24 protein-coding genes and 1 tRNA gene are annotated in these 24,641 nt (G+C 44.4%); 3 read left to right on the forward strand and 22 right to left on the reverse strand.

Annotated elements, in window-relative coordinates; all coding sequences use genetic code 11:
- Positions 1-59: 59 nt before the first annotated feature.
- On the reverse strand, positions 60-1,073 hold the full coding sequence (locus tag F0251_RS07190; protein WP_171730683.1) for a C4-dicarboxylate TRAP transporter substrate-binding protein: 1,014 nt from the start codon (positions 1,071-1,073) through the stop codon (positions 60-62).
- Between the two features lie 273 nt (positions 1,074-1,346).
- On the opposite strand from F0251_RS07190, the gene F0251_RS07195 reads away from it, so the two are divergent.
- A complete protein-coding gene (locus F0251_RS07195) occupies positions 1,347-2,051 on the forward strand; it encodes a glycerophosphodiester phosphodiesterase family protein (protein WP_171730684.1) in 705 nt (234 codons plus the stop codon).
- Positions 2,052-2,060: 9 nt separating this feature from the next.
- Complete coding sequence (locus F0251_RS07200) at positions 2,061-2,813, forward strand: DeoR/GlpR family DNA-binding transcription regulator (protein ID WP_171730685.1); 753 nt, start codon at positions 2,061-2,063, stop codon at positions 2,811-2,813.
- A gap of 78 nt (positions 2,814-2,891) precedes the next feature.
- On the opposite strand, the gene gltS is transcribed toward F0251_RS07200, so the two are convergent.
- The 4 genes from gltS to F0251_RS07220 all read right to left on the reverse strand — a co-directional run bounded on the left by gltS (position 2,892) and on the right by F0251_RS07220 (position 7,815).
- Complete coding sequence (gene gltS / locus F0251_RS07205; RefSeq protein WP_171730686.1) at positions 2,892-4,106, reverse strand: sodium/glutamate symporter; 1,215 nt, start codon at positions 4,104-4,106, stop codon at positions 2,892-2,894.
- A 255-nt stretch (positions 4,107-4,361) separates the two neighbouring features.
- Positions 4,362-4,452: transfer RNA gene (locus tag F0251_RS07210), tRNA-Ser, on the reverse strand.
- A 180-nt stretch (positions 4,453-4,632) separates the two neighbouring features.
- Positions 4,633-5,082, reverse strand: coding sequence for an L-alanine exporter AlaE (locus tag F0251_RS07215; RefSeq protein WP_050651514.1), 450 nt, complete (start codon positions 5,080-5,082; stop codon positions 4,633-4,635).
- A 249-nt stretch (positions 5,083-5,331) separates the two neighbouring features.
- Positions 5,332-7,815, reverse strand: a complete 2,484-nt coding sequence (locus F0251_RS07220) for a hybrid sensor histidine kinase/response regulator (protein ID WP_171730687.1) — start codon at positions 7,813-7,815, stop codon at positions 5,332-5,334.
- Positions 7,816-7,986: 171 nt separating this feature from the next.
- Here F0251_RS07220 and F0251_RS07225 point away from each other — a divergent pair, with 171 nt between their 5' ends.
- A complete protein-coding gene (locus F0251_RS07225; protein WP_171730688.1) occupies positions 7,987-8,556 on the forward strand; it encodes a UPF0149 family protein in 570 nt (189 codons plus the stop codon).
- Positions 8,557-8,690: 134 nt separating this feature from the next.
- On the opposite strand, the gene F0251_RS07230 is transcribed toward F0251_RS07225, so the two are convergent.
- The 17 genes from F0251_RS07230 to ruvC all read right to left on the reverse strand — a co-directional run bounded on the left by F0251_RS07230 (position 8,691) and on the right by ruvC (position 24,558).
- On the reverse strand, positions 8,691-9,722 hold the full coding sequence (locus tag F0251_RS07230; RefSeq protein WP_008219919.1) for a potassium channel family protein: 1,032 nt from the start codon (positions 9,720-9,722) through the stop codon (positions 8,691-8,693).
- 176 nt (positions 9,723-9,898) lie between these two features.
- On the reverse strand, positions 9,899-10,960 hold the full coding sequence (nadA, locus tag F0251_RS07235; protein ID WP_171730689.1) for a quinolinate synthase NadA: 1,062 nt from the start codon (positions 10,958-10,960) through the stop codon (positions 9,899-9,901).
- Between the two features lie 146 nt (positions 10,961-11,106).
- Complete coding sequence (ybgF, locus tag F0251_RS07240; protein WP_008219921.1) at positions 11,107-11,892, reverse strand: tol-pal system protein YbgF; 786 nt, start codon at positions 11,890-11,892, stop codon at positions 11,107-11,109.
- 33 nt (positions 11,893-11,925) lie between these two features.
- The gene (gene pal / locus F0251_RS07245) at positions 11,926-12,468 is read right to left on the reverse strand and encodes a peptidoglycan-associated lipoprotein Pal (RefSeq protein ID WP_004741083.1); all 543 of its coding nucleotides are present in this window, start codon (positions 12,466-12,468) and stop codon (positions 11,926-11,928) included.
- Positions 12,469-12,579: 111 nt separating this feature from the next.
- A complete protein-coding gene (gene tolB, locus F0251_RS07250) occupies positions 12,580-13,932 on the reverse strand; it encodes a Tol-Pal system beta propeller repeat protein TolB (RefSeq protein ID WP_061032859.1) in 1,353 nt (450 codons plus the stop codon).
- 12 nt (positions 13,933-13,944) lie between these two features.
- Entirely contained in the window at positions 13,945-15,012 is a 1,068-nt protein-coding gene (gene tolA / locus F0251_RS07255; RefSeq protein WP_105057371.1) for a cell envelope integrity protein TolA, read from the reverse strand.
- Positions 15,013-15,025: 13 nt separating this feature from the next.
- Positions 15,026-15,469, reverse strand: a complete 444-nt coding sequence (gene tolR, locus F0251_RS07260) for a protein TolR (RefSeq protein ID WP_004741086.1) — start codon at positions 15,467-15,469, stop codon at positions 15,026-15,028.
- Between the two features lie 3 nt (positions 15,470-15,472).
- Entirely contained in the window at positions 15,473-16,156 is a 684-nt protein-coding gene (tolQ, locus tag F0251_RS07265; RefSeq protein ID WP_008219926.1) for a protein TolQ, read from the reverse strand.
- Complete coding sequence (gene ybgC, locus F0251_RS07270) at positions 16,146-16,583, reverse strand: tol-pal system-associated acyl-CoA thioesterase (protein ID WP_061032861.1); 438 nt, start codon at positions 16,581-16,583, stop codon at positions 16,146-16,148. The genes tolQ and ybgC overlap by 11 nt, the downstream gene beginning before the upstream one ends.
- 175 nt (positions 16,584-16,758) lie before the next feature.
- Positions 16,759-17,061: a cyd operon protein YbgE gene (gene ybgE, locus F0251_RS07275; RefSeq protein ID WP_032498481.1), complete on the reverse strand. Its 303-nt coding sequence runs from the start codon at positions 17,059-17,061 to the stop codon at positions 16,759-16,761.
- Positions 17,054-17,161: a cytochrome bd-I oxidase subunit CydX gene (cydX, locus tag F0251_RS07280; RefSeq protein ID WP_000270284.1), complete on the reverse strand. Its 108-nt coding sequence runs from the start codon at positions 17,159-17,161 to the stop codon at positions 17,054-17,056. The genes ybgE and cydX overlap by 8 nt, the downstream gene beginning before the upstream one ends.
- 31 nt (positions 17,162-17,192) lie before the next feature.
- Positions 17,193-18,329, reverse strand: coding sequence for a cytochrome d ubiquinol oxidase subunit II (cydB, locus tag F0251_RS07285; RefSeq protein ID WP_008219929.1), 1,137 nt, complete (start codon positions 18,327-18,329; stop codon positions 17,193-17,195).
- A gap of 14 nt (positions 18,330-18,343) precedes the next feature.
- On the reverse strand, positions 18,344-19,930 hold the full coding sequence (gene cydA, locus F0251_RS07290; protein WP_061032863.1) for a cytochrome ubiquinol oxidase subunit I: 1,587 nt from the start codon (positions 19,928-19,930) through the stop codon (positions 18,344-18,346).
- Between the two features lie 552 nt (positions 19,931-20,482).
- The gene (gene ruvB, locus F0251_RS07295) at positions 20,483-21,499 is read right to left on the reverse strand and encodes a Holliday junction branch migration DNA helicase RuvB (RefSeq protein ID WP_008219931.1); all 1,017 of its coding nucleotides are present in this window, start codon (positions 21,497-21,499) and stop codon (positions 20,483-20,485) included.
- 164 nt (positions 21,500-21,663) lie between these two features.
- Complete coding sequence (ruvA, locus tag F0251_RS07300; RefSeq protein WP_008219934.1) at positions 21,664-22,275, reverse strand: Holliday junction branch migration protein RuvA; 612 nt, start codon at positions 22,273-22,275, stop codon at positions 21,664-21,666.
- Between the two features lie 92 nt (positions 22,276-22,367).
- Positions 22,368-23,828 carry a methyl-accepting chemotaxis protein gene (locus tag F0251_RS07305; RefSeq protein WP_171730690.1) on the reverse strand — a complete coding sequence of 487 codons (1,461 nt, stop codon included), beginning with the start codon at positions 23,826-23,828 and terminating at the stop codon, positions 22,368-22,370.
- 208 nt (positions 23,829-24,036) lie between these two features.
- Positions 24,037-24,558, reverse strand: a complete 522-nt coding sequence (gene ruvC, locus F0251_RS07310) for a crossover junction endodeoxyribonuclease RuvC (protein WP_008219936.1) — start codon at positions 24,556-24,558, stop codon at positions 24,037-24,039.
- Positions 24,559-24,641 lie beyond the last annotated feature (83 nt).

Below are 24,641 nucleotides of genomic sequence, written 5' to 3' on the forward strand. Positions count from 1 at the left end.
GAATAAAACGGCCTAAGAATATTTAGGCCGTAATCATTAACTAATTAATTTATGCAGAACTACTGTGCAGCTCGGATCGTTTCTAGCTCTTTCATGATCGTCGCGTGTATGCCTTCACTCCAGCTTGGGAACTGGTTGTACACATCTGCCGTCAACTGGTTGAACTCTTCAGAATTCACTTCATTGAAAGTAACACCTAACTCTTCAAGTTTCTGAGTATATTCAACATCCAGTTTAACTAGCTCAGCAGTGTTAGATTCAGCACCAGCCTCTAGCTCTTCGTTGATGATCTGTTGTTGCTCTGGCGTAAATTTGTCCCAAAGCGTTGGTGAAATGTAGATACCCACAGTGCCAAGGAAGTGCTTAGTCAAAGACATGTTCTTAGCCACTTCGTAGATCTTGGTTGAGTACATTGTCAGGATAGAACCTTCAAGACCGTCAACAACGCCTTGTTGAACACCTGCATAGGTCTCAGGGAATGGAAGAGAAGCTGGAGCTGCGCCCATTGCTGAAAGTGTGCTAATGAAAAGCTGACTTTGTGGAACACGAATACGCATGCCTTTCATGTCATCCGAGTTAACGATGTCTTTATTGGTGATCATGTGGCGGAAGCCAAACATGTAGTCTGCGTTCAATACTTTGATGCCCTTCTCTTCCGCTTTAGCTTTAAGGCCAGTGACGAAATCAGTGTCCATCATCGCTAAGTATTCATCGTAGGTGTTGTATAGCATTGGACCTGCCAGTGCCGCGAAGTCAGGCACGTAATCACCTAGATAAGTCAAATCCTCTACCGCAATCCAGTTTGCACCGTTAACCACTTGTTCCAAGTTATCTTTGTAAACAGGTAATTGGCCCCCAGGGAAGACCTTAATGTTTACCGAGCCATCGGTTCTTTCTCGAATTTTGTCGGTCGCTTTAATTAGCTCTTGTGTAAGCAGCTCATTTTGAGTGAACACAAGGCTCATGTTGATATTGATCGGCTCGTCTTTAGCTTCAGAACCAGCCTTGTCAGCTTCACCACAACCAACAAGCAGCGTTGCCGCCATAATTACTGTACCTAATAGCTTTTTCATTTTTAATCACCTTTATGTGGCTATCGTTTTCTAAATATAGAGGGTGTTATTAAGTTTTCGTAGAGTATGTGAGTGAATTATTACATTCATATGAACATTTATCTTAGTGATTTGAACATAGTGAGTATAAGGTCTCACTATTGTACAAACTCTATCCAACTCTTTTTAACTAGTTCTCATTTAAAACAGCGCAATATGGTGGAGAGTTAATAAATCTGTAATAAAGTAGAGCTACTGTTTCCTGAGTTTTCAAATGAACATCGAGATTGAATTATGATCACAGGCCACCGCGGTGCCGCTTCTTTAGCACCTGAAAATACGTTAGTGAGTATTGAACACGCAGCGAAAGCTGGTGCTAAATGGATTGAAATTGATACCCAGTTGAGCGCTGATGGCATCCCTATGGTTTTTCATGACAAGACAATCAATCGTTGTACTAACGGAACGGGCAATATCGCCGATTTAGACTTAACTACACTCAAGACCTTAGATGCTGGTAGTTGGTTTGGTAGCGAATTCGCGGGGACAACGATTCCTACTTTGAGTGAAGCGTTCGACAAGTGTCTAGAACTTGACGTAACTCTGAACCTTGAGATCAAAATTTATGACGATAAGGCTATTCAGCCTCTAGTTGAAACAGTGATCGCACTGATTGAGCAAAAGCAGTTCCCTATTGAAAAACTGCTCATCTCAAGCTTCAAAAAAGAGGCGCTAAGTCTTTGCCAAGAGATGAAGCCAGAGGTTAAACGTGGTTTTATCTGCGAAGTGTGGAACGATTTCAGCCTCGAGTCACTTAAATCACTCGACCTTTACAGCATTCATATCGACCACCGAATTCTTGACGAGAAAACGGCCAAAGCGATCAAAGCTTCAGGCGCAGTTCTTAAAATATGGACTCTGAACGATCCAAAATTGGCGGCTAAATATTTCAACCTAGGTGTCGATAACATCATCACTGACGTACCAAACCAATTTTAGTGGGCTTCTATGGAACTGAACCATCGCCAGAAAGAAATACTCGCAACGCTTAAAGCAAACCAAGATATTCAGATTGACCACTTAGCCGAGTTGTTTTCTGTCACTACTCAAACCATTCGCCGTGACGTAAACCACCTGTGTGAGCAAGGTCTAGCGCGTAGAGTGCACGGAGGCGTGAGCCTACCTACTACGCTCACGAACACGAGTTATCGATTCCGCGCTGGCGTTGAGTCAGAAACAAAAGACAGTATTGCTATCGCAGTTGCCGATGCGATACCTGAAGGCTCAACGGTTATGATGGGCATTGGTACCACCGTCACTCGAATCGCACAGTACTTATTGGCAAAGCCAGCGCTAAGAGTGATCACTAATAACCTTCAGGTGGCTCGCATCCTTGAGGCAAATGAGCAGATTGAAGTGTATTTGGCGGGTGGCTTGTTCCGACGAGAGCATCAAGACATGGTGGGAAGTAGCGTGGTCCACTTCTTTTCCGACTTTGAAGCAGACATCGGCATCTGTGGGTGTGGCTCAGTAACAGACAGTCATTTCGCTATGGAGCATGAGCAAGTTGAGGCTGACCTATCCAAGTCAATCATAAAAAACAGCCGCGAAAGCTGGCTTGTCGCGGATGCCAGTAAATGGGGCCGCTTTGCTGCTCTAAAGGTAGCGTCACTGAATGATTTTGACCGCATCTACACCAACAACACTCAGCTGCCATCGGAATTGAACATACATTTGGTCGAAGACGAAGCACACCAATAAAGATGAAAAACATAGATAGAAAAAAGCCTAGCTTCAACGCTAGGCTTATTTTATTCAGCAAGACAGACGGGAGAAATACTACATCCCAACAAAGAAACTGATCACTAGCGCGTTGATCAAATCGACGAAGAAGCCACATACCAATGGCACCACGATAAAGGCTTGTGGACTTGCACCATAGCGGTGAGTCACGGCTGTCATGTTTACAATCGCTGTTGCAGTCGAGCCTAAAGTGATGCCTCCGAAGCCAGAACATATCACCACTGAGTCGTAGTTTCTTCCCATCAAGTAATAAACCACAAAGATAGTAAACAGCAGTGAAAGTAGAATCTGGATACTCATGATCACTGAGATGTAACCAAACAACCCATCAAGGTCCCAGATACGCAGCCCCATCAATGCCATGGTTAAAAACATGCCCAGACAGATATCAGAGATCATTGCCAACCCTTTACGACCTTGGGCAATTTTTTCTTGTGTGCGACGCTTCTTGAACAAAGCCCGACCAACGTTTCCGATTAAGATCCCCGCAATTAAACAGCTCACGAATAACGGCAGCTTTAGACCCATTGAGTCGATAACTTCACTCAAGCTGTAACCCAGCATGAGCGTCAGGTTTAAAATCAACCATGCCCACAGAACGCCGTAGTGACTAAGCTCAATTTTTGTTTCACTCTCTTGGTATGCACCAACGGTCACCTCTTCTTCATTTGAAGGGCTCACTTTATGTTTATTGAGAAGGTAGTTGGCAATCGGGCCACCAATGACACACGCCGCGATCAAACCCACCGTGTTGGACGCTACACCAAGTTCCAGCGCGTTAGAAATACCAAACTCTTCTACAAACATTGGCGCCCAAGCTAGAGTTGTACCAACACCGCCAATCAAGCTAATTGAGCCTGACAACAAGCCCGCTTTCGCATCCATACCAAAACCCGATGCGACAGCCATACCCACCGCGTTTTGAAGAACGATAAAAGTCGACGCCAAACAGAGCAAGATAAACAGCGGCCGCCCACCTTTTACCAGCGTCTTGATGTCCGCTTGTAGCCCAATACCAGCAAAAAAGTAGAGAAGCAGAAAGTCTCTGACATCGAGGCTAAAAGTGATCTGGATTTCAAAGAGATAGTAAAGCGCAGCGACGGTAGCGGCACAAACAAAGCCACCAATAACTGGCTCTGGTAGTGAATACTTCCTTAATACTTCAGAGCGCTCGATTAAGCCTTTACCAATAAACAGTAATGAGATCGCTATAGTAAAGGAGAGCATTGGAGAAACGAGGGTTTCTGTCATGATGCGGTAGATTCCTAAGAGTTAAGGTTATTCATAATGTTGCTTACTCTTAATCTTGTAGATCCACAGCGATAAATCAAGCGTTTATCGGTGACATCAATCGCTAATCTGGATCAAAATGCTTCAACATAAACAGTGGGAGTGACGAACACAAAAAGGATTTGAGAAAGGAATGTTTCGAAAAGAAGAAGGGGATAAAAATTTGGGCACCCAAAAACGAGAAAACCCCAGCATTTCTGCTAGGGTTTTGAATAGTGGTGGAAGGATGGGGATTTGAACCCCAGATACGCTATAAACGTATACTCGCTTTCCAGGCGAGCGCCTTAAGCCACTCAGCCATCCTTCCACAAATTGTGTGTTGAGCGCGTCACTCAACGAGGCGCTACTTTATTGATTCTGCTTGCTTTGGTCAAGGGGCATTATCAAAAAAAGTGCCTTTTTAAGTTTGTTCGATTACAAATTAACTCATTAGATCAAAAACAAACCAAATTTGATGCTATCGCTATTCTTGAGCTTGTTGCTTTTCTTAAGCTTGCTGACAGTAGCCTGGAACTCTAAACCACTTACGACACATATCGAGGAAGTAGCCGTAAAGTACGCCCATGCCGCACGAGATAACGGCATTACTGGTGACAGCCGTAACGATCTGGTCGCCTGAAGCCCCCACTGCCAACAAAATACCCGCATACACAGGAGACTGGAATAAAACGTATGCCATCAAATCAGACAAGTTTTTCATCAACGAGCTTTGTGAAAGCTTTGCACCATTACGCAAGAACCAATCACGGAACACGCCATAAGGCCATGCAATGGCAATATTTACCGGAATCGACAGCGTTCGAGAAGCAAGAGATTGCTCGAACGTCATACCAGAGATGAACACTTCTACGATCATGCCGGAGATAAAACAGAAAACTACCATAGCAAATGTATCCGCCGCTGCGTTACGAATACAAAATGGACCACGAGACTTCATTGAGCGTTAAACCTAAAATATATCACTACCTATTTAGTGATTTAGCAACATATAAACAAGGCACTTTCGCACCCCACCAGATAATGTCGCTATTAAAACACAAGATTAGTAGTCATATATTTCAAATTAAAAATCAAGTTGTAAATTAACAACCAAAAACCATTTAAAAACCAGTCACTTCAACCAGGAAATTACATAAAGGTCAAAATATAGGCGATTCGTTATTAACTTTCCGTAATTAAACAACAATTATGCCATGGGAAGGTTCACGGTAATTATGTTGATAACATCTTGAGTCGGCGGAGCGCCCAAAGAAACCTGTTCTAACGCTTTATCGACTTGAAAAGAAAGCTCAGCATTGTCCATAGGTTCGACCTGCTTACGTAGGCTTTCTAACGCAGACTGAATCAGGTCTAGATTATTGTCTTCTAACGCGACATAGAGTGTCACGAGTAGCTCTTCGGTATTGTCCTTGTTACGCAGATCAGGTTTCGGTAGTGAGCGGCTTGGGCTCTTATTCTTATGAAGGTTCGCATCGAGACTGTTTAAGCTCAAAGGCTTAACTAAAGGCCCTTTCTCATTCTGGCTTTTGGTTTCATGATATTGATACAACTTATTAGAGTAACGGAACAGGGCATCATCAAGTTCACGCTCATCAATCGGCTTAGCGATAATATAATCTACTCCAGCCCCAAGCATACGCTCACGAGTCTCTTTAAAGACATCAGCCGTACAACCAAATATCAATACTGAAGACACTTCACCAATTAGCGCTCGAATGGCTGTTGTTGATTCTACGCCGTCCATGACTGGCATGTGGTTATCCATCAACACGAGGTCAAATCGTTCAGCAACAAGCGCCTGTATCGCCAGTTCACCATTTTCAACGCTCTTGCAAGTAAAGCCCTTGCTATTCATAAAGGTCTCAATGATTACCGTGTTGGTTCGATTGTCTTCAACGATCAGCACCTTCAAACCAGAATAATCTAACTTCTTGTGTGGCAGGCTCTCTATTTCACCAGGCTGACAAGGTTGAATTTTCAAACGTACATCAAAGCTAGTGCCTATCCCCTCCTCACTGGTGACGGTAATGTTGCCATCCATAAGTTGAGTGATTTTCTTCACAATGGCTAGGCCAAGCCCTGTACCACCAAAACGTCTTGTCGTCGAAGACTCCGCTTGTTCAAACGGTTTAAAAATACGCTTTTGCGCCTCTTTCGATATACCGATGCCGGTATCACGAACTCGGATGCTGAGGTAAGTATCGCTGCCCTCGACCATCTCTTTAAGGTAAACCTCAACAAAACCGCGTGAGGTGAACTTCACCGCATTATTTAAGAGATTAAATAGGATTTGACGCAAGCGAGCTTTGTCAGAAAAGTACCAACGACCGGAAGGCACTTCCGAATAGACCTTAAATTGAAGCCCTTTCTCTGAAGACAATGTGTAGTAAACACTGTTGATACTGCCGATGATCGAATCCAGCGGGAAACGCGTCTCATCAAGGTCTAACCGACCCTGCTCAATCTTTGAAAAGTCCAAGATTTCGTTCAGCAAGGTCATCATGTGATCGCCTGATTCATACAGACTCTTTAAGTGCTTCTCTTGCTCAGCATTGAGCGGGGTTTTCAGCAGAATTTGTGCAGTACCCAAGACACCATTCATTGGGGTACGAATTTCGTGTGACAGGGTCGCAAGGAAAGCGGTCTTTGCATTGGTTGATGCTTGCGCTTTCACTTTTTCTGCTTCGAGATATACCGTCTTCTCATTGAAAGTTTTGATTAAGTGGCCGATCTCATCATGACTTGAATAATCAACGTCAATCACCTCACCGGCTTTTGAACTGTTAACCTGAGTGGCTATGTTAGTGATTGGAGTGATTAAATAACGGTTAAGTAAGTAGTAACCCGCCATAACACAGAGTAGCAACAAGGGCACAATACCTCCCTCGATACTCATCACCTGACGAAACACTTCGTCTGCTACCCGCGATTTAGAGTTAACGACATCGACTTGCCAGCCAAATTCACCGAATTGATTGCTACTAATGTAGATCCCTTCAACGAGATTAAAGTTATGAGAAACCAAGACTTGGTTTAGCTTGTCTCTCAAGGTAATACCAAGATTGTACTCTTCTGCATGGTTCTTAATAAAACCCAGTAACTCTTCCAAAGAGAGGTCCACCGTCGCGATACCCGCAAAGGTGCCATCGTAGTAATAAGGCGAAGACGCCGTGATCATTCGAACGTGCGTGTATGGATCGATGTAGACATCACTCCATGAGATGGTTCCCTGCGGTTCATCGACCACTGAGGTATACCAGTATTCTTCGTGATAAGGGGCATTTTTAGGATTGTTGTAAGAAAACAGTTGGTCGATGGTGCCATCGTCAGCTTTGTTGAAGAAGTAACTGTTCAGCAACTTATCAGGATCGAGCGTGTAAGGTTCAGGCCAAATACCAGCACTGACGATTGTGTCGTCACTCGCGGCTAACATCGACTTGAACAGCGGGATAACATCTTCGCCTTTACGATGCGCCTGAGCAAAGCCAACTAAACTATCAACAAAGCCTTGAGAGCTGCTGAGTGGCTCTGTAATCAACGAAGACAGCAATTGCGTACGTAGGTCGAGGTTTTGCTGCAGTTTGGCGCGCACGGGGGATTCTACGACGTAATACGTCACACTACCGACAATAGCAATAAACATTGCAAGGTATAACCCAAGCGCTACCATGCTTTTTTTCTTTAAGGACGACCGTATCTGCATAATTCTTTTATTGTTTTCTTTTCTGTTAAACCTAGTGTTTATCATCAACGACATCAAGCCTTTTTAGATTGAAGCTTGATTGGCACAAGTTCATTGGTACTATAAGCGCAAATATGTTCCCTTTTACGGTACCTCACTTTGACTTTACAAGATATTCTTGCGCTTCCAGAGTTGGAAGGAAAGCTAATCACAGAACACAAAACCATAGGCTTTGTCACTGCAATGGCTGCAGCGCCTAATGTGTTAACCCCGCATGAGTGGCTACCGTTCCTTTGGGGTGGCGAAGAAGTTGCTCCTTTCACTGATGGCGAGCAACTTGAAAGCTACATTGAAGTGATCATTGCGCTTTGGAACAAAACTCGTCCAGAATTAATCGAAGGCACTTGGGCTTGGCCTGAAGCTTGTCAATTAGACGAAGAGGAAGTGGTTAACACTGCTGCTCGTGATTTCTGTGAAGGCTTACTTCAAGGCTGGCAGATTGCCCGTGATGATTGGGAAACGCTAATGCCTGAAGATAGCGAAGACAACGCGCTTGTAGGCGGCGTTCTACTTTCTCTTAGCATGCTTTACGATCCAGAAACTTCAATCGCTACGCTTGCAGAACAAGGCATTGAAGGTTTAGAGCAGTTTGAAGAGATCTTCAATGCGGTTCCTGTAATGCTTTGCGGCCTGACTCAGCGTGGTATTGCTCTGGCTGAAGCTCAATAAAAAAGTATTCAACAAAAGCACTTAACTAAACAACAAAAGGCCTCACGATGAGGCCTTTTTTAATTCGAGCATGCTAAGTAACACGAAAAAGTCCAAATATATAGAAGAGCGCTCACATCAAAAAGATTTGTTACTTAAAAGCCTTTCCAATCAAAGTCATCAATACGCTCGTCGGCAATATAAAACAGCTTAGTACCACTGCTGACAACTTGATCCAATTCTGGGTTGAGCTCAATACCATTTCCGGAGTCTATCGCAATCAAGGTCGCTTGATACTTCTCTTTAAACACAGAGAAAATCGGCGCAACGGTCACAGGCTCAGCGTCTTGAGGGTAATAAGTCGAATACTGTGTCATGCCACGTGTCGAGCTGAGTAGTTCTTGGTGCAGTGCACTGGAACCGGGATCAACAGCAGCTTTTGCAAGCATCTCTGCGCCTACTGCCGGAATACATTCGGAGTTCGGGCAATGTTTATGTAGCAAGTCACTCAATGCTTCATCTTTAAAGTAAACCAACAGATGTGCTTCTGGATTTCGGTTGGCACAGTAAAGAGCGGCAGATAAGGTAATATCATCTTCTGGGTTATCAATCAGAATACAACTGGCTGACTCAATACCCGTCTTTTCCATCTCTTTGCCATCTGTGTAGCTGTTTACTTTAACGAAATTAATTTCGCCGGGTAACGGGTTCTCAATATCTGAACGAGTACATAACACAATTGGTCGCCTGCCCGTTTCTTCGTGCTGCAACATACGAATGAGGTGAATAGTTCTTTGCTCATTCCATCCAAGCATCAAAATGTGGTTGTCCACTCTAACTCTCCTTTTTCCTAGCAAGCCCGCTCGCCAATATTCAACACCTTCTGTCGCTACCTTGCCGAGTAAGGCCGCGAAAAGACTCAGTCCACCCGGAATAACAAACAGTATAACGATCCATTGCCCTGCTTCTGTCGTAGGTGATAAGTCGCCGTACCCTACTGTTGAAGCGGTCACCACTAAGTAATAGGCGAACGTGGTAAACGAGCCAGTTAGAGCTGTTTCACCCGCTAGATACAAACTCGACCATGACAGAAATACGTAGCCTAAGAAGGTGAATAGTAAGTTTTTTCCATTCAAAACAAAGATATTTGCTTTGACCCAACGTTTGAGTTGTAACCAGATTATCATTCGAGCCTCGAATCCTTCGATCTTACTTATATGCTAGAAAAAATACACGATATCAACAAGATGAATCATCAGAAAAAGATACATGCTCACAAGATTGATATTTATCAGCTTATCTTTGGGCACAAAAAAACCAGCACTATAGGCTGGTTTTTAATTTAGTCAGATAAATAAGCCGCTTAAGCGTTGCCTTTTACCTGCATGTTTAGCTGCTCTGCGAAATCTAGCATACGGTTCAATGGGATAAGCGATTTAACACGTAGCTCGTCAGAAACGAAGATTTCGTGTTGCTCACCGCCATTCTCAAGCGCATTTTCAATCGCTTCAAGGCCATTCATCGCCATCCAAGGGCAGTGTGCACAGCTACGACAAGTTGCACCAGCACCAGCCGTTGGTGCTTCAATCAGCTCTTTTTCAGGAACCAGTTGTTGCATCTTGAAGAAAATGCCTTTGTCTGTCGCGACAATCATCTGTGGATGAGGCAGCTCTTTCGCTTTCTTGATTAATTGGCTAGTAGAACCAACGGCATCAGCCAGCTCAACAACGCTTGCTGGAGACTCTGGGTGCACAAGAATTGCAGCTTCAGGGTATACCGACTTCATTTTCTTCAATGCATCAGCAGAGAACTCATCATGAACGATACACTCACCTTGCCAAAGCAACATGTCAGCGCCGGTTTGATTCGCGATATAAGAACCTAAGTGGCGGTCAGGGCCCCAAATAATTGGTTTGTCTTCAGCGTCTAGGCTTTCAACGATTTCTAGAGCAATGCTCGACGTCACCACCCAATCTGCACGAGCTTTAACAGCCGCAGAGGTGTTCGCGTATACAACGACAGTGTGGTCAGGATGAGCATCACAAAATTCTGTGAATTTATCAGCAGGACAGCCAAGGTCAAGTGAACATTCTGCTTCAAGCGTTGGCATGAGAATGCGTTTTTCAGGAGTAAGGATCTTTGCAGACTCACCCATGAAACGAACACCTGCGATGATCAAAGTGCTTGCTGAGTGACGGTTACCGAATTTAGCCATTTCTAATGAATCGCCAACGAAACCACCAGTTTCTTCTGCCAGAGCCTGAATTTCAGGATCTGTGTAGTAGTGTGCAATTAGAACTGCATCTTTTTCTTGAAGTAGTTTTTTGATGTTTGCGATGTGGGCCTGTTTCTGAGCATCGCTCAATGGAACTGGCTTAGGCGGAAACGGGTAAACTGTATCGATTTTATCTAGTATATGACTCATTGCTCTTGCTCTACGCAACTTCTTCCGAGAATCCGAGTATTCTACACAGGACAGCGATGAGGATCAAAAAGGATTGGTTGTAAGCAAGTACAGTTAGATATTGAAACAGGCATAAAAAAGAGGCGCCTTAGCACCTCCATTTGGTTTTATAAGTGGGTTTGCGCCACTTTAGCCGAAGCACTATTTGGGTACTCGGTAACGACTTGTTGGTAATATTTCTTAGCTTGCGGCGCATTATTGTTGCGCGCTGCTATGTCACCAAGCTTAACCAGTGCGTCCGCTCGCTTGTTTGAGTCTTTGTACGACACAACAGCGGCAAAGCTCTTCACGGCTTCTTTATCTTGCTTCTTAGCAAAATAAAGCTGACCTAACCAGTAATGAGAATTAGGTGTGAAGGTAGAATCTGGGAAGTCTTTTTGAAACTTCTGGAATGCAGCAATTGCACCCGTGTAGTCTCGTTGCTTGAGAATCATGTCTACAGCATTTTGATAAGCAGTCTGCTCATCGACATCAGTACTGAACGTACCAGAAGCTTCTTTAGAGCCTTCGCTCGCGGCTACTGCTACTGTTGCGGTACCTGCTGCTTTCACCTCACCTCTTACGCGATCAAGCTCGATAAAGAGTTCACGTTGGCGCTCTAGCATTTGTTTCATATCGTAACTGTTGCGTTCTAGCTCACCACGAAGTTCACTGATTTCCAGTGCCATGTCGTCGATTTGCTGTTGCATTTGAAGCTGAACAAGATTGCGATTTTGAAGCAGGCGCTCTAAACGCTCAATATCTGATTCGTTAGATGCTGATCGAGAGGAAGAAGAAGTTGAATTGGTTGCGGTGCTATTGAGATCGGATACTGGAGCTGGTGCAGCGAACGCAGTGTTCGCTGCACTTGCCAGTAACGAAAGCAAAATAACTCGCTTTGTGTTACTGAACATGAGGCAATTCCTCAATTAAATAGCTTACTAAGATTAGTAAACTAGTACTGCGCGACGGTTTTTAGCGTACACATCTTCAGATTGACCTAGAAGAAGTGGCTTCTCTTCACCGTAGCTTACGATAGAGATTTGGTCAGCTTGAACACCTAGAGCTTGTAGGTATTTTGCTACAGCTTGTGCACGACGCTCGCCAAGTGCGATGTTGTACTCAGGAGTACCGCGCTCATCAGCGTGACCTTCGATAGTTACTTTCATGTCTACGTTCTTAACTAGGTAAGCTGCGTGAGCTGCTAGCATTTCTTCGTAGTCGCCAGCGATAGTAGAGTTATCGAATGCGAAGTAGATTGTTTGAGTTTCACGTAGTGCTTGCTCTTTAAGCTCTTGCTCAGACAGTTGACCGTTAGCGTCAATTGGCGTTACAACAGTTGTATCTACGTTGCCTTCTGAACCAGAAGTTGTTTGGTTGCTTTCAGTACCAGAAGTTGCAGATGTTGCTTCATCAGTTGAGCTACATGCCGTTACTGCCATCACTGGTAGTGCAATCATCAAGCCTTTAAGAACTTTATTAAGTTGCATCGTTTTTTCCTTACGTTATCAAACTTAGTTTCTACAGCCGACTAAGTGCTATAGATAGTTAATGCCACAATAGTTAACACTATCAATAGCTAAAAGAATCTGTGACTTTTCCTAGAGGAACGGTGACCATGCCGGCGCTCTTACGCGTCCGTTGGTAGCCGGTAATCTAGCTTTAAAGCGACCATCGATAGACACCATCGATAGTACGTTCGTCTTGTTGTAAATAGAGCTATAGATAACCATACCTCCATTTGGCGCAATACTTGGAGATTCATCTAACAATGTTTTTGTTAGTACTTGAACCGCACCGGTTTCCAAATCTTGTTTAGCCAAGTTAAAACCTGAGTTGCTGCGATTTACCATTATCAGGAATCGTCCGTCAGGGGTAATCTGGCCACCTAAGTTTTGGCTACCTTGCCAAGTAATACGAGAAGTCGAATTATTGGACAAATTTACATTATATATCTGAGGTTTACCACCACGATCAGACGTAAAAATAAGAGACTTGCCATCTGGATGCCAGAATGGTTCGGTATTATTCGAACGGCCGCGGGTAATTTGAGTCAGTTTACGGGTTGCGAGGTCAAGTGTGTACACCTGAAGACTGCCCGTTTTCGACAATACTAGCGCTAGCTTTTTACCGTCAGGAGAGAATCTTGGCGCACCATTATGACGTGGGTATGACGTCACCTTCTCACGCTCACCCGTGTAAATATTCATGATGAAGATTTCAGCTTGGCCGTTCTGGAAGCTTACGTACGCAAGCTTTTTACCGTCTGGTGACCATGCCGGCGACATTAGAGGCTGCTTAGAGCGAAGTACTAGGCGCTCATTGAAACCATCGTAGTCTGCTACGCGAAGCTGGTACGGGTATTTGTCTTTGTCATTCACAACAACGTAAGAGATACGTGTTAGAAACGCGCCTTTTTCACCTGTTAGCTCTTCATAAACCAAGTCAGAGATACGGTGTGCGTACTCTCTTAAGCGCTTACCTGGTACGGTCGCTTTCTTGTTGAACAACACGTGATCTTTAGAAAGCACCAATTGACCTTCATCGCTTAACGCTCGGCTTTGTCCTTTCGTCAGCTGACCACGAACAATATCGATCAGTTGGTAATTCACCACGTACTGCCCTTCGGCGTTCTTCGTGATGCTACCTGTTAATAGTGAATCAACACCTAGGTTTGTCCAAGCGTCAAAGTTTACCTCTGTTTCACTGTAAGGCGTTTGAGGCATTTTGCTTGTCGCAACTGGGCTGAATTTACCACTACGCTGTAAGTCAGAAGCGATAACCGCTGACACATCGTGTGGTAGTGGTTCAGCACCTTCCCAGCGGAAAGGTACGATAGCAATAGGTCGTGCAGAGTTAATACCGTCTGTAATAACTAGCTCCAGTGCTGCATGTGCAAACTGGCTGCTTGTCGCTATTACAAAAACAAAACTCAGTAATAGTTTCTTTAACACAAGTTCGTCCTTTTACTCTGGTGATACCGTTAAATTAATGTCTTTTAGTGACTTCACAATGTCTGGGTCTTTAGGCAGTGGGTAAGATTGTACCTGTGCCACCGCACGCTTGGTTGCTGCACATAAGCGGCTATCGCCATCCAATATGCTTAGGCTACCCAAGATAGCGTTTGATCCTGTTGGAATAAGCTTGAGGTTGACTCGGCATGAGCGACCTCGGTAGCTGTCTTCTAACAATAGGTTTTGTTGAATCAATTGGGTGTAAATTGCACCGTAACGCTGCGCTTCATCACTAATAAATTGTTGTCTTGCTGAAGAGTTTTGAGTCGCTTCAGTTTCAAGCCCTGCAAAGATGTCGTTCAGTGCAGCTTCTTGCTGTTTGCGCTCCTTCTCAGCTCTAGCTGCCGCCTCTTTTGCTTTACGCGCTTTCTCAGCTGCAGCGGCGGCTTCTTTCTCTTTCGCTATACGCTGCTTCTCAGCACGTTCAGCGGCTTCTTTTTCTTTACGAGCTTTTTCAGCGGCCTCTTGTGCGGCTTTTTCTTTTGCCACGCGTTCTTGTTCCGCTTTTGCAATCGCTGCTTCTTTCGCTTTACGCTCATTCTCGGCTTTCACTAGAGCCGCCTCTTTTAACTTGCGGTCAGCTTCTGCTTTAGCAGCTTTCTTCTTCTCTTGCTCTAAACGCGCTTGTTCAGCTTTGCGTTTTTTCTCGTTTTCGACACGTCGCTTTTCTGCTTCTCGTGCGGCTTTCGCATCCTTCGCTTGTTGCTCTTTTAGCTTACGGATGTTTTCTTCTTCAGCCTTACGATTCTTTTCTAGCCTTTCACTTTCGCGTCGAAGCTTGTCTAGGCGCTCTTGCTCTTTCTTACTCGCCGCTTCACGTTGTTGACGGATTTGTTGAGCTTGTTGACGAACCAATTGAGGGTCGATAACGACAGCCTGAACCATCTGCCCCGTAGGTTTTGGTTCAGACATAGTAAAGTCCGCTCCCCAAATGAGAGCAACGAATAAGACAACGTGCAGCCCAAGTGAAATTAGAAGCGGCTTTTTGAAACTATTGGATTTTTTATTATTCGCTTTCATGAATGCTACGGAGCTATTCCCTTATATCCGTTAAAAGGCCAACCTTTGGCACACCTGCACGGCTTAATTCATCAAGTAACAAAACCACTTCAGCGTAAGGAGTAGCAGCATCGCCGCCCACCGCCACTGGAGAATTCGGTTTCAAAGACAGTTCAGCTTTTACTCGAACGATAATGTCTTCCAATGACAAGCCACGCTGCACCTCTTCGTCGTTGACGCTTAGGCCAAGCTCACCATCTTTGTTCACTTCAACGATAATGAAACTCGCATTGTCGTCGCCTAATAAATCTTGCGCTGACTTAGCGGTTGAAGCCTGAGGCAGTTCAACATCTACACCTTGAGTAACAAACGGTGACGTCACCATAAAAATGATCAGCAGTACGAGCATAACGTCGATATAAGGTACAACGTTAATCTCAGCTGTCATTTTACGTTTTTTAGGTTGGTATCCAGCCATCTATTATTCCCTGCCAGCCATCGCTTGACGGTGAAGAATGCTGTGGAACTCTTCAGAGAAAGTCGCGTAGTTATGTTCTAGCTTACCAACACTGCTACTAAAGCGGTTGTATGCCATTACAGCTGGAATCGCCGCAAATAGACCCATCGCTGTTGCGATAAGCGCTTCTGCAATACCTGGTGCTACCATAGCGAGTGTTGCTTGCTTTACTTCACCTAACGCGATGAATGAGTGCATAATACCCCAAACGGTACCGAACAGGCCGATGTATGGGCTAATTGAGCCAACGGTTGCTAAGAAAGGTAAGTTGGTTTCTAACTCATCCACTTCACGAGCCACTGCTACGCGCATTGCACGACCAGTGCCTTCCATGATGAAGTCAGGAGACGTTGCGTTTGATTTACGAAGGCGAGCAAATTCAGTAAAGCCTGCATAAAAAATTTCTTCTGTTCCAGAAAGCTCGTCTTTGCGCTTGTTGCTCTCTTGGTACAACTTAGCCAGATCAACACCAGACCAGAATTTATCTTCGAAGACTTCTGCTTGTTTAGAAGCTTGAGATAGTACCTTACTTCTCTTGATGATCATCGCCCAAGAAACGACAGACATGCCCATAAGGGTCAGCATGACCATTTTCACTAGTAAACTAGCTTCTAGAATTAGGCCTAAGATTGAGATTTCAGCAGTCACTATTCGTTAGCTCCGTAAGAATAAATGTTGGCATTGCCTTGGGTTTCATTTTTTGATTGTCGATACATGCTACCTTAACCATTGCTTTACACAATGCTTTGCCATCAGGATTTACGATCTCTTGACAGAAGACCAAGGTAGCTCGCTTTAACTCGTAAATATTTGTAATGACTTGTAAAGAATCATCAAGACGTGCGCCTTGAATGAAATCAATATCCATATGTCGGACTACAAAACCGATGTTTTGTTCTAATAATACTTGTTGAGAAACGCCAATTGAGCGCAGCATCTCAGTTCGAGCACGCTCGAAGAACTTGAGATAATTCGAGTGGTACACCACGCCACCTGCGTCGGTGTCTTCGTAATATACGGTTACTGGCCACGTAAACGGCTTAGATAATCCCTGCAAATTGATACCACAAACCAAAAATCGATAAAGACATCACTATAACCTAACTCCTTATCATTAATAGTATATGGCTGTGAATTTTTTGATTTAATAGACGAAAAAAAAGGCCATCTGTATAAGATGACCTCTTTTTGACTAAAAACCCAACAAGTACAAAGGCTCACGTTCAATGAGAACCTAAACCACACCTATTTTATAGAAGGCGTAGCACCGTTAGGTAGAGCAGAATGGTGAGTGAAACGTATGGGCTAAACAGTAGTTGCCACATCCAAGCTCTCGGTTTAAACCCAACACCGTAAACCATGCTTGAGCATACTGCCCAAATAAACATAGGCCCGATGATCGCGTTAAATCCACCGATGCTTGCTGCATACGCTTCAGGATCCCACATCACTAAACCAACATGCATGAAACCCAATATTAGGGACAAAGCTCTTAAGAGAGTCTTGTCCATTGGTCGATGCAGCTTAGCGACTTGTTCTGCGAGATTACTCACTGTCTTTGTCCATCATTTCAGAATGCTCAAGCCATAGAGCATTGATGATGCCGAATGCACATGCTAGAAGTACACCCAAAATCCATGCGAAATACCACATAAAATTTCTCCTAAGTTATTTCACTTCTAGCTTAGTAAGCTGAAACGTCGTTATCTTCGATGTGTTTCTTATCTAGGCGACCGAACATTTTGTAGTATGTCCAAGTTGTGTAGCCAAGAATCACAGGAACCATTACCGCCGCAACTGCAGTCATTAGACCAAGTGTCAGCTCACTCGCTGTTGAATCCCACATAGTCAAACTATGGTCAGGGTTCAGGCTTGATGGCATTACGAATGGGAACATTGCAAAACCAGCCGTTAAGATAACACCAGCGTTAGATAGGCTCGAGAATAAGAAAGCAAAACCACCGCGCTCAAGACGAGATGCAATCACAGCGAACAGTGGCATAACCACACCAAGAATCGGTGCTGCCCACATTGCTGGGTACGTCTCGAAGTTTGTCATCCACGCGCCAACTTGAAGTGATACTTCTTTGTTTAGCGGGTTAGAGTCTGCGAACGTGTCAATCGTACTTGTAATTACATAGCCTTCGATAGATTGAACCCAGAAGCCACCAATAACAAATAGAACAATTGAGATCAGGCCTGTGATCTGAGCAACGTTACGAGCACGAGCGTGCAGCGCTTCTGTTGTCTTCATTTGTAGCCATGTTGCGCCTTGCGTCACGAACAACATCAGAGCCAATACACCACATAGCAATGCAAACGGGTTTAGCAGAGCGAAGAATGTACCGTGGTACTTAGACATCATTAGGTCGTTCAGGTCAAATGGAACACCTTGTAGAAGGTTACCAAATGCTACACCAAAGATGATTGGCGGAACTGTGCCACTAAAGCAAAGTGCGTAGTCCCACGCTTTACGCCATTTTGGCTCTTCAATCTTAGAACGGTAATCTAGAGCCAGTGGACGTAGCCAAAGCGCTGCTAGAGTCACGTACATAGCAAAGTAGAAGCCAGAGAAAGACGTTGCGTAAACCAGTGGCCAAGCGGCGAACAGTGCACCACCAGCCGTGATTAACCAAACTTGGTTACCATCCCAGTGAGGGGCAATGGTGTTCAGCATGATACGACGTTCAGTGTCACTCTTACCGATAACCGGTGAAAGTGCTGCAACACCCATATCAAAGCCATCAGTTACTGCGAAACCTACCAGCAATACACCGATTAGGATCCACCAAATAAGTCGTAAGCTTTCGTAATCAAACATTAATATTCCCTCACTTATACTTCAACTGAACGGCTAACTTTGTCTTCAACAGAGTTATCGTTTTGTTCGAAGTGGTAACGGCCTGTCTTCAAGCTACTTGGACCTTTACGTGCGAATTTCAGCATTAGGTAAACTTCTGCAATCAGGAACACTGTGTACAGTGCCAAGATAGCGAATAGAGAAGTCCATAGCTGTTCAATAGTTAGTGCTGATGCAGCAACGTTAACCGGTAGGATTTCACCAACCGCCCATGGTTGACGACCAAATTCAGCAACGAACCAACCTGCTTCAATCGCAATCCAAGGTAGTGGGATTGAGAATAGTGCTGCTTTAAGTACCCATGGTTTCTGTTCGATCTTCTGACGACACGTTTGAACAAACGCCGCACCGAATACAAACAGCATGATGAAGCCACAAGCAACCATCAGACGGAATGACCAGAATAGAGGCCAAACTGTTGGGATAGAATCATCCGCAGCCATTTGGATTTGGTCTTCTGTTGCATCAACAACGTTGTCTGTGTAGCGCTTAAGAAGTAGACCGTAACCTAGGTCACCTTTCACTTCGTCGAACGCTGCCATGTTTTCTTCAGACTTATCGCCTGCACGTAATTTTTCTAGAAGCTCGTAAGCGTACATACCAGTACGGATACGATCAACGTGGTCATCACGTAGGTCACGTAGACCCGTTACTTCTTTATCAAGAGAACGCGTTGCAATGATACCCATTACGTAAGGGATCTTTATTGCGTAGTCAGTATCCATTGTTTCTTGGTTAGGAATACCAAAAACAGTAAATGCTGCAGGTGCTTCTTCCGTGTGCCACTCTGCCTCTACTGCAGCTAGCTTCACTTTCTGAACTTCACCAAGCTCGTAACCAGATTCATCACCTAGTACGATTACTGACAAGATCGCCGCCATACCGAAAGATGCTGCAATCGCGAAAGAACGACGAGCAAAGGCAAGGTCACGACCTTTAAGAATGTAGTATGAGCTGATACCAAGGATGAACATCGCACCCGTTGTGTAACCAGACGCTACTGTGTGTACGAATTTAACTTGCGCTACCGGGTTTAGTACAACTTCAGCGAAGCTCACCATTTCCATACGCATGGTTTCAAAGTTAAATTCCGCACCCACTGGGTTTTGCATCCAGCCGTTTGCTACCAAGATCCAAAGCGCAGAGAAGTTAGAGCCAAGTGCTACTAACCAAGTTACCGCTAAGTGTTGACGCTTTGACAGTCTGTCCCAACCGAAGAAGAAAAGGCCAACAAAAGTAGACTCTAGGAAGAATGCAACAAGCGCTTCGATAGCTAGCGGAGCACCAAAGATGTCGCCAACATAGTGAGAATAGTAAGACCAGTTAGTACCAAACTGGAACTCCATGGTTAAGCCTGTCGCTACACCAAGAGCAAAGTTAATACCAAACAATTTACCCCAGAACTTGGTCATGTCCTTGTAAATTTGCTTGCCAGTCATTACATAAACAGACTCCATGATGGCAAGTAGAAATGCCATACCTAAAGTCAGTGGAACAAATAGGAAGTGATACATCGCTGTAAATGCAAACTGCAATCGCGACAGATCAACAACATCAATCATGGTAACTCCTTTGTGTCGGCTGAATGACACTTGTGTGATTATTCACCTCAAAAATCCATGTTAAAACAATTTGTAGAATTGTTATTACAACTTGAAATTTGTAGCAAAAACGTACCGTTATAGTTAGATTATTGTTAAGCATGAGCTAATATAGCTGGCGCTAATATTACTGGTAAAATCAGTATGTTTCAAAAGGTTTATGGGAGAACCCTGCGTTGATTTGTATCAAATTTATTCGTGCAAAATAGGGTTAATTTTGTACAAATATGATTAAAATCACACCAATTCGGCTTGTCTTAATAACAGTGCATGATACCTGTGACAAAACCTCAGCACACCATCAACATTCAAGTCACAACTACCCATAAAGTATTAACAAGAAATATGACAACTTATTTCAATTTTTGTTAGCCAAATCAAAGCTGAAATCAAAGTTTTCATTTTTGATTAGCCCTATTTGAGCTTTATAGCGACTCGCGCAAAGAGTTGTTATTCAGTAAAATGCAAAAAATCCCAGCGCTTATGCAACTGGGATCTTTAAAAATGAATAATTTAGCGATTAGACGGTAGGTCTATCCCAAAGTGTAAATAGGCTCTATCAGTCGCGATTCGGCCCCTTGGTGTTCTTTGTAGATAACCTTGCTGTATTAGATAAGGCTCCAATACATCTTCAATGGTGTCTTTCTCTTCACCAATTGCTGCAGCCATATTGTCGATACCAACTGGGCCGCCACCAAACTTCTCCATAATTGCCAATAGAAGCTTTCTGTCCATATAGTCAAAACCTTTGGCATCAACATCTAACATGTTCAGTGCGCTGTCTGCGACCTCAGGGCAAATATGTCCGTCCCCTTTTACTTCCGCATAATCACGGACGCGGCGCAGTAAACGGTTTGCAATACGTGGTGTACCACGAGCTCGGCGAGCCACTTCCAACGCCCCTTCTGCTTCCATCGAAAGGCCAAGGCAGTCAGCGCTGCGCTGTACGATGTTTTGCAAGTCTTCTACTTTGTAATACTCGAGACGTTGAGTAATACCAAATCGGTCACGCAGTGGAGAGGTCAGTGAACCAGCACGCGTCGTTGCACCAATCAGAGTGAACGGTGGCAAGTCAATCTTGATAGAGCGCGCCGCAGGGCCTTCACCAATCATGATGTCCAACTGGTAATCTTCCATAGCTGGATACAACACCTCTTCAACCACAGGGCTTAAGCGGTGGATCTCATCAATGAATAGGACATCATTTTCTTCAAGGTTGGTCAGCAGCGCCGCTAAGTCGCCGGCTTTCTCTAACACCGGCCCAGAAGTGGTGCGAATGTTTACATCCATCTCATTGGCTACAATATTCGCCAATGTGGTTTTACCCAAGCCTGGAGGACCAAATATCAACAGATGATCAAGTGCTTCATTACGCAATTGCGCCGCTTTGATGAAAATCTCCATCTGGTCACGAACGTGGTCCTGACCTTGATAGTCGGCTAACGCCTTTGGTCGTATTGCACGGTCGATAACATCTTCATCTTTAAAGACCGGATTGTCAGGAGCAATGAGGCGATCTGCTTCAATCATAGAGAGTTCCAATTTGAGAGTGTTAACTCTGTTTTCTTTAATTCTTGCTTAGCCGTTATCTAATATTCGAGCTAATGAATACTAAGCATATTCTAACGAGATAGTAGTCGCTAGAGATAAACACGATGCAATAACTGAGCTTACATCGTCAGCGTCGATTTTTATTAAACCATCGACTTCAAGGCATCACGAATCAACTGTTCGCTCGTCATACCTTCTTTAGCCACTTGAGAAACCACCTTAGAAGCTTGAGTCGGCTTATAGCCCAATGCAAGCAGTGCACTTACCGCTTCTTCTTCAGCATCGTGAACGGTTGGCATAGAGTCAATTGGCGCCGCGTCAGTCGCAGGCGTAAACAGGTCACCAGCACCCCAACCTTTTAGTCGGTCTTTCATCTCAACAACTAGACGTTCAGCGGTTTTCTTACCAACACCCGGTAGCTTCACTAGCGTAGAAATGTCTTCACGCTCAACACTCTGAACAAACTGGCTCGCCGTCATACCGGAAAGAATACCAAGGCCAAGTTTAGGGCCCACACCGTTTGCTTTGATGACTTCACGGAATAACGCCCGCTCTTTAACCGTGTTGAAGCCATAAAGTAGCTGAGCATCTTCACGTACTACAAAATGCGTGTAGATAATTGCCTCTTCGCCTACGTTTGGTAGTTCATAAAAACAGCTCATTGGCATTTGTACTTCGTAACCAACACCACTGACTTCAATCAATAATTCTGGTGGCTGTTTTTCTATTAATGTACCGCGTAGACGTCCGATCACAGTTCGCTCTCTTGATGGAATTTAGTTTGAGGGACAGAATATAAAAGAACTGGATGCTTATCCAGTTCTTTATGTTTTTTGGAGGGATTTATTTACGCTTGTTTAGCTTGGGAGACCACGTTATTTAGGCTTTCGACTAGATCTTTGACAGAGGTAACATGTCCTGTCAGTTCAGAACCATAATTAGCCACTAAACCTGATACCGATTTTGTTTCCGCAACGCTCTGTGCCACTTCTGAGCTCGCAAGATCCAGCTCTTTCAGTGAGTCCATCTGCATTGCCATAATATCGGTTAACTGGTTCACATCAGTAGAGATAGTCTGAACCTCTGAAATAATGCTGTTCATTTCATTGGCCGTGGTTTCGATGATCGCTCTGCCATGCTCCACTTCCACTTTACTGCGATCCAACAAGCTTCGGATCTCGATAGCTGAATGACTACTTTTTGCTGACAGCTCCCTTACCTGGTCAGCTACCACAGCAAAGCCTCTGCCCTGCTCACCTGCGCGAGCCGCTTCTATTGCGGCATTCAGCGCGAGTAAATTGGTTTGCTCTGCTACCGAAGTAATTAAGTCAGCGACTTTCATGATCTCTTGGTTACTTTGTATGATTTGACTGATGGCTCCGGTCGAGGCCTCAAGAGATTCAGAACTCTTTTGCGCTTTAGTACCAACGGCTTCACTGCGCTCTTTGAGCTCACCGACAAACGAATTCGACTCTGCGATACCTTGCGTCATTTGATGCAGTTGCTGGCTCATCTCCTCGGCAGCACTCGCCTGAGATTCGCAATTGATGTTCAACACTTCGACTTGCGCATGTAAGTCTTGTGACTGTTGCTCTAAATGGACAGAAACGTCCTGTAGGCTTTCAGAGTTTGAATTAGCTTGGTCAAGCACAACTGACAAACGTCCTTCACTTTGTGTCGCTTTGTTGGCGACCTGCTGACTCTCTGAAATGGCTTCTTCTGCCATCTCGATAGCCACTTCTTTTTGCTTTGCTGTAAATGCTTGGGCAATACAGATCACCACCAGCGGCATAATCACACCTGACCATGTTTCAACAACCAACGCTTCTGGAGTAAGCACTAACTGCGGAAATATGAACCCGTTTAAATGAGCGGACGTCATCACTAAGGAGACCCCAATCACCAGTCCACTCCACACCAAAGCGACAATGCGGGTTCCTGATAAAAAGAAAGCAACCACTAACAAAGGCACCCAATAGGCCTGCGTCGAGTCCACCACACCACCACTTTGATAAATGATATTCAGTGCGTGTACCGCCATACCCACAAAACCAAAGTTAAGTGCCAAACTTGGTTTTCCAGTAACACGAAGTAACGTGGCTGAGAGCAGTTCAAAGACGATAAGGAACACAGAAGTAGCAACAAGCAGCTGCTCCTCGTGTTTTGTCCATTTAATAAAGCTGTAGATACCAACAAAGAGAGCGATGAAAGTGAAAAGTAATAAGATGTCGGCTTGTCTGGTTTGATTGTTGTTCCATTCGCGAGTTTTGGGCAGAAATAGCACGCGCCACAACTTGATAGGGTTCATCAGTGATCATCCTTGATTAACTTATAAGACCTCCGACCAATGTTAATAACATGTTAAACAGTGCGCAATGTTATTATTTAGGTTCTGTTCGAAAGATCTCATTTCATCAAGGATTTAGCGGCGTATTGCTGTGATCTGAGCCAAACCAAACGTGAGGCTCATCAATGGAAAAAGAGAAGGTAACCTGAAGCTAACTGGAGATGGGAAATTAACGATAACGCCCTTTTCTCGCGCCTGTCGCTTTACCCGCCAGTGCAATCAAAGTTTTGTTGGTGTTGGCGTGAGTGATCGCTACGCCTAGCGCATCGGCGGCATCAGCCTGTGGCTTAGCTGGCAACTTAAGCATGCTCATCACCATATTTTGAACCATAGACTTATCTGCACCACCATTACCTGTTACCGCTTGCTTAATTAAACGAGCCGCGTATTCATGAACCGGCAAATCTGCATTTACAGCGGCCACTATTGCACTACCACGCGCCTGACCCAGCTTGAGTGCCGAGTCCGCATTCTTTGCCATGAAGACCTGTTCAATGGCAAACACATCTGGCTGAAACTGAGTAATGATTTCACTCACGCCCGCATAGATCTGCTTGAGTCGGCCTGGCAGCTCTTTTTCTGAGGTTCGGATACACCCACTGCCTAAGTAATACAGATGACGGCCATTTTGACGAATCACGCCGTAACCGGTAATGCGAGAGCCAGGGTCGATCCCTAAGATAATAGACATAACTTCTAGTACTGATTATTTATACATGCTTTATCAGCTTAGTATATCGAACGTTAAAAAAAATGCCCGTTAAATTAACGGGC

Source organism: Vibrio sp. 070316B (assembly GCF_013114115.1).
GTDB classification, from domain to species: domain Bacteria; phylum Pseudomonadota; class Gammaproteobacteria; order Enterobacterales; family Vibrionaceae; genus Vibrio; species Vibrio chagasii_B.

Bases quoted from the DNA above. Each gene is read 5' to 3' on its own strand.
- F0251_RS07190 (WP_171730683.1), bottom strand. From the start codon at position 1,073: ATGAAAAAGCTATTAGGTACAGTAATTATGGCGGCAACGCTGCTTGTT.
- F0251_RS07195 (WP_171730684.1), top strand. From the start codon at position 1,347: ATGATCACAGGCCACCGCGGTGCCGCTTCTTTAGCACCTGAAAATACG.
- F0251_RS07200 (WP_171730685.1), top strand. From the start codon at position 2,061: ATGGAACTGAACCATCGCCAGAAAGAAATACTCGCAACGCTTAAAGCA.
- gltS (WP_171730686.1), bottom strand. From the start codon at position 4,106: ATGACAGAAACCCTCGTTTCTCCAATGCTCTCCTTTACTATAGCGATC.
- F0251_RS07215 (WP_050651514.1), bottom strand. From the start codon at position 5,082: ATGAAGTCTCGTGGTCCATTTTGTATTCGTAACGCAGCGGCGGATACA.
- F0251_RS07220 (WP_171730687.1), bottom strand. From the start codon at position 7,815: ATGGTAGCGCTTGGGTTATACCTTGCAATGTTTATTGCTATTGTCGGT.
- F0251_RS07230 (WP_008219919.1), bottom strand. From the start codon at position 9,722: ATGATAATCTGGTTACAACTCAAACGTTGGGTCAAAGCAAATATCTTT.
- nadA (WP_171730689.1), bottom strand. From the start codon at position 10,960: ATGAGTCATATACTAGATAAAATCGATACAGTTTACCCGTTTCCGCCT.
- ybgF (WP_008219921.1), bottom strand. From the start codon at position 11,892: ATGTTCAGTAACACAAAGCGAGTTATTTTGCTTTCGTTACTGGCAAGT.
- pal (WP_004741083.1), bottom strand. From the start codon at position 12,468: ATGCAACTTAATAAAGTTCTTAAAGGCTTGATGATTGCACTACCAGTG.
- tolA (WP_105057371.1), bottom strand. From the start codon at position 15,012: ATGAAAGCGAATAATAAAAAATCCAATAGTTTCAAAAAGCCGCTTCTA.
- tolR (WP_004741086.1), bottom strand. From the start codon at position 15,469: ATGGCTGGATACCAACCTAAAAAACGTAAAATGACAGCTGAGATTAAC.
- cydX (WP_000270284.1), bottom strand. From the start codon at position 17,161: ATGTGGTATTTCGCATGGATTTTGGGTGTACTTCTAGCATGTGCATTC.
- cydB (WP_008219929.1), bottom strand. From the start codon at position 18,329: ATGTTTGATTACGAAAGCTTACGACTTATTTGGTGGATCCTAATCGGT.
- cydA (WP_061032863.1), bottom strand. From the start codon at position 19,930: ATGATTGATGTTGTTGATCTGTCGCGATTGCAGTTTGCATTTACAGCG.
- ruvB (WP_008219931.1), bottom strand. From the start codon at position 21,499: ATGATTGAAGCAGATCGCCTCATTGCTCCTGACAATCCGGTCTTTAAA.
- F0251_RS07305 (WP_171730690.1), bottom strand. From the start codon at position 23,828: ATGAACCCTATCAAGTTGTGGCGCGTGCTATTTCTGCCCAAAACTCGC.
- ruvC (WP_008219936.1), bottom strand. From the start codon at position 24,558: ATGTCTATTATCTTAGGGATCGACCCTGGCTCTCGCATTACCGGTTAC.